Origin of the sequence: Mycobacterium sp., assembly GCF_049280035.1 — a bacterium.
Classification (GTDB): Bacteria; Actinomycetota; Actinomycetes; order Mycobacteriales; family Mycobacteriaceae; genus Mycobacterium.
Window position 1 is genome coordinate 1 of sequence record NZ_JBAPPI010000246.1, and the last position, 7,360, is coordinate 7,360.

At 64.4% G+C, this 7,360-nt stretch carries 7 protein-coding genes and 1 pseudogene; 5 read left to right on the forward strand and 3 right to left on the reverse strand.

Features of this window, described 5'->3' with window-relative positions:
• Both WAN71_RS07910 and WAN71_RS07915 read left to right on the forward strand, forming a co-directional pair.
• Positions 1-684, forward strand: a pseudogene (locus WAN71_RS07910) (primosomal protein); the annotation flags it as partial.
• Positions 685-1,188: 504 nt separating this feature from the next.
• On the forward strand, positions 1,189-1,614 hold the full coding sequence (locus WAN71_RS07915; RefSeq protein WP_422224798.1) for a GNAT family N-acetyltransferase: 426 nt from the start codon (positions 1,189-1,191) through the stop codon (positions 1,612-1,614).
• A 44-nt stretch (positions 1,615-1,658) separates the two neighbouring features.
• On the opposite strand, the gene WAN71_RS07920 is transcribed toward WAN71_RS07915, so the two are convergent.
• The 3 genes from WAN71_RS07920 to WAN71_RS07930 are packed head-to-tail and all read right to left on the reverse strand — an operon-like array spanning position 1,659 to position 4,446.
• Entirely contained in the window at positions 1,659-2,747 is a 1,089-nt protein-coding gene (locus WAN71_RS07920; protein ID WP_422224799.1) for an adenosine deaminase, read from the reverse strand.
• Positions 2,747-4,036, reverse strand: coding sequence for a thymidine phosphorylase (locus WAN71_RS07925; protein WP_422224800.1), 1,290 nt, complete (start codon positions 4,034-4,036; stop codon positions 2,747-2,749). Before WAN71_RS07925 ends, WAN71_RS07920 begins: the two co-directional genes overlap by 1 nt.
• A complete protein-coding gene (locus WAN71_RS07930; protein WP_422224801.1) occupies positions 4,033-4,446 on the reverse strand; it encodes a cytidine deaminase in 414 nt (137 codons plus the stop codon). The genes WAN71_RS07925 and WAN71_RS07930 overlap by 4 nt, the downstream gene beginning before the upstream one ends.
• A gap of 282 nt (positions 4,447-4,728) precedes the next feature.
• Here WAN71_RS07930 and sdhC point away from each other — a divergent pair, with 282 nt between their 5' ends.
• From sdhC to sdhA, 3 genes are read left to right on the forward strand one after another with little or no spacing between them, the layout of a single operon-like run.
• Positions 4,729-5,067: a succinate dehydrogenase, cytochrome b556 subunit gene (gene sdhC, locus WAN71_RS07935; protein ID WP_422224804.1), complete on the forward strand. Its 339-nt coding sequence runs from the start codon at positions 4,729-4,731 to the stop codon at positions 5,065-5,067.
• Entirely contained in the window at positions 5,064-5,531 is a 468-nt protein-coding gene (locus WAN71_RS07940) for a succinate dehydrogenase hydrophobic membrane anchor subunit (protein WP_422224802.1), read from the forward strand. Before sdhC ends, WAN71_RS07940 begins: the two co-directional genes overlap by 4 nt.
• Positions 5,532-5,541: 10 nt before the next feature.
• Entirely contained in the window at positions 5,542-7,296 is a 1,755-nt protein-coding gene (gene sdhA, locus WAN71_RS07945) for a succinate dehydrogenase flavoprotein subunit (RefSeq protein WP_422224803.1), read from the forward strand.
• Positions 7,297-7,360: the final 64 nt, after the last annotated feature.

Here is a 7,360-nt window from a genome sequence, read left to right on the forward strand (position 1 = left end):
CTCGACGAGGAAGCCCTGCAGAGCGACGACGAGGACGGCACCGAGAAGCAACAGACCGAGTCGGCGGCCGCGAGTGCCGATGACGCCGACGCCGAGAAGGCCAGTGCCACCGGCGACAAGGTTGTGCTGGGCGGCGACGAAGACTTTTGGTTGAAAGTCGGCATCGACCCGATCCGGATCATGACAAGTACAGGCACTTTCTACACACTGCGCTGCTATTTCGACGACAGTCCGATCTTCCTGGGACGCAATGGTCGGATCAGTGTGTTCACCTCCGAGCGGGCCTTGGCCAGGTATCTCGCCGACGAGCACGACCACGACTTGTCCGACCTGAGCACCTATGACGACATCCGCACTGCAGCAACCGACGGCTCCCTACGGGTCGACGTCACCGACGATAACGTCTACGTACTGACCGGGCTGGTCGATGATTTAGCCCACGGGCCGGATGCGGTGGACCGTGAGCAGCTTGACCTGGCTGTCGAGCTGCTTCGCGATGTCGGGGACTACGCCGAGGACAACACCGTCGATAAGACGCTTGCGACGGAACGCCCGTTGGGCAAGCTGGCGGCCTACGTCCTCGACTCCGATTCAGAGAGCAAGCCGGCGCCTCCGTATGCCGAGGCGGTCCGGGAGTGGGAAGAGTTGGAGCGCTTCGTGGAGTCGCGGCTCAGGCGCGAATAGCGCCGCAAGCCGGCGGCGACATTCGTGTGCGCGTCACGGCTAAGGCGCGAGTAGCGCCGCAAGCCGGCGAAAGGTGCGCCAAGTCGTGACGTGTTTTAATCCCATCTATCACGTGAGCCACTTGACTGGGCGGCATGTGACAATGTGCCCGCCTCGCAGCGACAACTTCAGTCAGCGTCCTTTCATTGTGGAAACGAGTTCAAAAAAACGCTGGCATCAGCAACGAACGCCTCAACATCAACAGCGCCGAAATGCACTAGCGCCGCCATCTCCCTCATCGCGATACTGGCCGCATGACATCGATTTTGAACGGTTGTGGGGTGACACTATCTCGGTTGCAGCTACGCTCCGACCCCGAAGCGTACGGCTATACCGAGCTCGCCAACACGCTTGCGCAGAGCCAGATTGATACCGGGATTCGTTGACTTCAAAACATTCTCAGCTGACGACGAGGAACGCGCGGCGGCACGATCTCCCCACCGCACTAGGGAAGGCCTTAAAACCGTGGGCGTCGAGTTTTGCACCAATCTGGACCGTGTCGACCGCGATTGGCTCTGGCATGAACTGACCGAACACGCCTATTGGGCCAAATACCGCACCCGAGAAATGTTCGGACGACAACTCGACGCTGCCTGGCGCGTGGTCGGCGCCTACGACACGGTTGACGGCCGGATGGTGGGTTTTGCGCGAGCCTTCTCCGACGGTGCGGCCATGGCCTACCTGGCCGATGTGTACGTCCATCCCTACGAGCGCGGCCATGGCATCGGCACCGGCATTCTGCGCGTCATGATTGACGAAGGCCCAGGTCGCTACTTCCGGTGGATGCTGCATACCAACGACGCGCACGCCCTGTATGCCAAATTTGGTTTCACCGCGGCGGACTCCACGTTCATGCAGCGCAACTTCCGCCTACAGGATGTGCGTACCTGAAACGGGCTGCCCACCAGCGGATGTGGCAGGAGCGATAAACGTCACTAGCCGACCAGCACCGCAAAACGCGGTTTGATGACTTCGTCGATGATCGCCAACCGCTCGTCGAAAGGAATGAACGCCGACTTCATCGCATTGATCGTGAACCGCGCGAGGTCGGTCCAGCCGTATCCGAAGGCGTCGACGAGAGCGAGCATTTCATGGCTCATCGTCGTGTCGCTCATCAACCGGTTGTCGGTGTTGACGGTGACCCGGAACCGCGCCCGGGCGAGCAGGTCGAACGGATGCTCGGCGATGCTGTTGACTGCGCCGGTCTGGACGTTGGAGCTGGGGCACAGCTCCAACGGAATCCGCTTGTCCCGCAGTATCGATGCCAATCGGCCCAGTCGCACCGTGCCGTCCTCGGCGACGTCGATGTCGTCGACGATCCGCACCCCGTGCCCGAGCCGGTCGGCGCCGCAAAACGCGATCGCCTCATGGATGGAGGGCAGCCCGAAGGCCTCACCGGCGTGAATCGTGAAGCGGGCGTTGTTGTTTCGCATGTACTCGAAAGCGTCCAGGTGCCGGGTGGGCGGATAGCCGGCCTCCGCACCGGCGATGTCGAAACCGACCACGCCCTTGTCACGGAATCGGATCGCCAGCTCGGCGATTTCGCGGGATAGCGCGGCGTGCCGCATCGCGGTGACCAGACACCGCACGACGATAGGTCGCCCCGCTGCTGCGGCCGCCTTCTCGCCGTCCGCGAAACCCGCCAGCACGGCATCGGTGACCGCGTCGAAGGAGAGTCCCCGGTTGATGTGCAGTTCGGGGGCGAACCGCACCTCGGCGTAGACCACCGAGTCGGCGGACAGGTCCTCCACACACTCGTAGGCCACCCGGTGCAGCGACTCGGGCGTCTGCATCACCGCGACGGTGTGCGAGAACGGCTCGAGGTAGCGTTCCAGCGATCCGCTGTGCGACGAGGTGTGAAACCACCGTGTCAATTCATCGACCTCGGTGGCCGGCAGGCCGTCATAGCCGGTCTGGCCGGCGATCTCGATCACGGTAGCCGGGCGCAGCCCGCCGTCGAGGTGGTCGTGCAACAGGGCCTTCGGCGCTCGCCTGATCGCCTCCAAGCTGAGTGGCGCGGTCATCAGTTGATCCGATCGATGATCAGCGGTCGCCGGACGGGGGCTGTATCGGCCACGCTCCAGCCCACGGCAAGCTCGGCCATCGCGGACTCGAAGCGTTCGGGAGTGTCGGTATACAGCGTGAACAGCGGCTCGCCGGCGGCCACTGGCTCCCCGGGACGCCGGTGAATCTGAATCCCTGCACCGGGCTGTACCAGCTCGCCCGGACGGGACCTGCCCGCTCCGAGCCGCCATACCGTCAGCCCCACTGCCATCGCGTCGATATCGCCCATTGTGCCGCCCCGACTGGCGGTCACGGTTTCGGAGTACTTACCAACGGGCAACGGTACGGACAAGTCACCGCCTTGCGCGGCGACCAGCGCGCGAAATCGGTCCATCGCGGTGCCGTCGCGCAATGTCTGTGCTGGATCCCGGGCATCAATGCCGCCGATCTCGAGCATCTCACCGGCCAGCCGCACGGTCAGCTCCACCACGTCGGGCGGTCCGCCGCCGGCCAGCACCTCCAGCGCTTCGGCGACTTCAATCGCGTTACCGGCGGCCGCACCCAGCGGACTGTTCATATCGGTCAACACCGCGCAGGCCGGCAGCCCGTGCTCTGCGCCCAGCGCCACCATGGTCTCGGCCAGCTCACGGCACTGCGATTCCGAGCTGAGCAATGCGCCGGAACCGACTTTGACGTCGAGCACCAGCGCGCCCGCCCCCTCGGCGATTTTCTTGCTCATCACCGAGCTTGCGATCAGCGGCAGCGACTCGACGGTGGCTGTGATATCGCGCAGCGCGTAGAGCTTCGCGTCGGCGGGCGCCAGCCGGCCGGCCGCGAAGATAGCCGCGCCGACCTCGCAAAGTTGTTGGCGCACTTGCTCGTTAGTAAGATCCGCAGTGAAGCCGGCGATGGACTCCAACTTGTCCAGGGTGCCGCCGGTATGGCCGAGTCCGCGACCGGACGCCTGCGGCACCGCACCGCCGCAAGCCGCGACCACCGATACCAGCGGCAGCGTGATCTTGTCTCCGACCCCGCCGGTGGAGTGTTTGTCCACGGTCGGCAGCGGATTGCCGTCACGCCGCAAATCGGTGAAATCCATTCGCTCACCAGAGGCCACCATCGCCGCCGTCCATCGCCCGGTCTCGCCGTAGTCCATGCCGCGCAGAAAAACCGCCATCAACAGTGCCGACATCTGTTCGTCGGCGATCCGTCCGTGGGTGTAGGCGTCGATGACCCAGTCGATCGCGGCATCCGACAGCCGCCCGCCGTCGCGTTTGGTCGTGATTATTGTTGGCGCGTCGAAACTCACCCGCGGCCCTGCTCTCGCCGGGCCAGATCCCCGGGGCCGAACGGCTCGGGCAGCAAGTCGCCGAGCCGCCGGGGTGCGTCGGGATGGTCGATCAGCAGATCCGGTCCGCCGTGTTCCAGCAACACCTGACGACACCGGCCACACGGCATCAGTGGCGCGCCGCCGCCGTCGACGCATGCCAATGCGAGCAGCCTGCCGCCGCCAGTCGAATGCAGCGCGCAGACCACGGCGCACTCGGCACAGAGACCCAGGCCATATGAGACATTCTCCACATTGCAGCCGGTGATTATCCGCTGATCGTCGACCAACGCCGCCGCACCCACCGGAAACCCTGAGTAAGGCGCGTATGCCCCCTGCGCTGCTTGGATGGCCTTGTCCCGCAGCGAATTCCAGTCAATTATGTCGGTCATGGTCGCGATACCGCGGGTGTCGGGAATGCATCAGGCCACCTCGTTCACTGTCGGCTAATTCACAAGGCCACCCTAGATTCTTCGCGCCGGAAAGCGTTGGCGGACACGAAGCGGGTCATTTGACAGCAAGAATGGGTTTAGAGTCCCACCCGACGGTCCCCATCGATATGGGAGGCGCTGATGACGACGACGACATCTGCGAATCCGGCTACGCCGACACTGGGGGACGGGTCGTCGCGCGCACGGCGCCTACGACGAACCCTCTACCGCGGCGATCCGGGTATGTGGTCATGGGTGCTGCACCGCATCACCGGAGCGACGATCTTCTTCTTCCTGTTCGTCCACGTGCTGGACACCGCACTGGTGCGGGTAAGCCCGCAAACCTACAACGAAGTCATCTCGACCTATAAGACGCCGATCGTGGGCTTGATGGAGCTCGGACTGGTAGCCGCGGTGCTCTACCACGCACTCAACGGGATCCGCGTCATCCTGATCGACTTCTGGGCACAGGGCACCCGCTATCAGCGGCTGATGCTGTGGGCGATCGGGATCGTGTGGCTGCTGGTGATCGTGCCGGCGACGGTGGTCGTGGGCATCCACATGATCGGGCACTTCGGATGAGCTCCCCCGACCTTCAACTGAGCCGCGGCCAGCTCGCGCCGATACGGCAGCGCAGCCACGACCGTCCGGCCAGCCTGGACAATCCGCGGGCGCCCCGCCGCCGCGCGGGCATGCCCAACTTCGAGAAATACGCCTGGCTGTTTATGCGGTTTTCCGGCATCGTGCTGGTGTTCTTGGCGCTTGGGCACTTGTTCGTGATGCTGATGTGGGACGACGGTGTCTACCGCATCGACTTCAACTACGTGGCGCAGCGCTGGCACTCGCCGTTCTGGCAGACCTGGGACCTGCTGCTGCTCTGGCTGGCGCAGTTGCACGGCGGCAACGGTCTGCGCACCATCATCGACGACTACAGCCGCAAGGGTTCCACCCGCTTCTGGCTGAACGCCCTGCTGGCGTTGTCGATGGTGTTCACGCTGGTGCTGGGGACCTATGTGCTGCTGACGTTCGATCCCAACATTTCGTGAAAGGCGTGCCGTGATCTCCGAACACCGATACGACCTGGTGATCGTCGGCGCGGGTGGTGCCGGAATGCGGGCGGCGGTGGAGGCCGGACCCCGGGTGCGCACGGCGGTGCTGACCAAGCTCTACCCGACCCGCAGCCACACCGGCGCTGCCCAGGGCGGAATGTGCGCGGCGTTGGCCAACGTCGAAGACGACAACTGGGAATGGCACACCTTCGACACCGTCAAGGGCGGCGACTATCTCGCGGACCAGGACGCGGTCGAGATCATGTGCAAGGAAGCCATCGACGCGGTGCTGGACCTAGAGAAGATGGGGATGCCGTTCAACCGCACCCCCGAAGGCCGCATCGACCAGCGCCGCTTCGGCGGGCACACCCGCGACCACGGCAAGGCCCCGGTACGCCGAGCCTGTTACGCCGCCGACCGCACCGGCCACATGATCCTGCAGACGCTGTACCAGAACTGCGTCAAGCACGACGTCGAGTTCTTCAACGAGTTCTATGCGCTGGACTTGGTCCTCACTCAAACCCCAAGCGGTCCAGTGGCCACCGGGGTGGTCGCCTACGAACTGGCCACCGGCGAGATGCACGTCTTCCACGCCAAGGCCGTCGTGATCGCGACCGGCGGGTCGGGCCGGATGTACAAGACCACGTCCAACGCGCACACCCTGACCGGCGACGGCATCGGGATCGTGTTCCGCAAGGGACTTCCGTTGGAGGACATGGAGTTTCACCAGTTCCACCCGACCGGGCTGGCCGGGCTGGGCATCTTGATTTCCGAAGCCGTGCGCGGTGAGGGCGGTCGGCTGCTCAACGGTGAAGGCGAGCGGTTCATGGAGCGCTACGCCCCGACGATCGTCGACCTGGCGCCGCGCGACATCGTCGCCCGCTCGATGGTGCTGGAAGTGCTGGAAGGCCGCGGCGCGGGCCCGCACAAGGACTACGTCTACATCGACGTCCGCCACCTGGGCGAGGACGTGCTTGAGGCAAAGCTGCCTGACATCACCGAGTTCGCCCGCACCTACCTTGGCGTGGACCCGGTCAAAGAATTAGTCCCGGTCTACCCGACCTGCCACTACGTGATGGGCGGCATACCGACAACCATCACCGGACAAGTGTTGCGGGACAACACATCTACCGTGCCCGGCCTGTACGCGGCCGGCGAGTGCGCGTGCGTGTCGGTACATGGCGCCAACCGGCTGGGCACCAACTCGCTGCTGGATATCAATGTCTTCGGCCGGCGGGCCGGAATCGCTGCGGCGAACTACGCCCTGGGGCATGACTTCGCCGAACTGCCGTCGGAGCCGGCGGCGATGGTGGTCGGTTGGGTGGCCGACATCCTGTCGGAGCACGGCAACGAACGCGTCGCCGATATCCGCGGGGCGTTGCAGCAGACGATGGACAACAATGCCGCGGTGTTCCGCACCGAGGAGACCCTCAAGCAGGCGCTCACCGACATTCACGCGCTCAAAGAGCGCTACTCCCGGATCTCCGTGCACGACAAAGGAAAACGCTTCAACAGCGACTTGCTGGAAGCCATCGAGCTGGGTTTCCTGCTCGAGCTGGCCGAGGTCACGGTGGTCGGTGCTTTGAATCGCAAGGAATCCCGCGGCGGGCACGCCCGCGAGGACTATCCGAACCGCGACGACGTCAACTACATGCGCCACACCATGGCGTACAAGCAGGGCACCGATCTGCTCAGTGATATTCGACTGGATTTCAAACCCGTGGTACAGACCCGCTACGAGCCGATGGAACGGAAGTACTGATGAGTTCGGTTGTCGAGACCACGCCAGGCGGGGATCCGCCGTTGCCCCCGATCCCCGAGGGCTC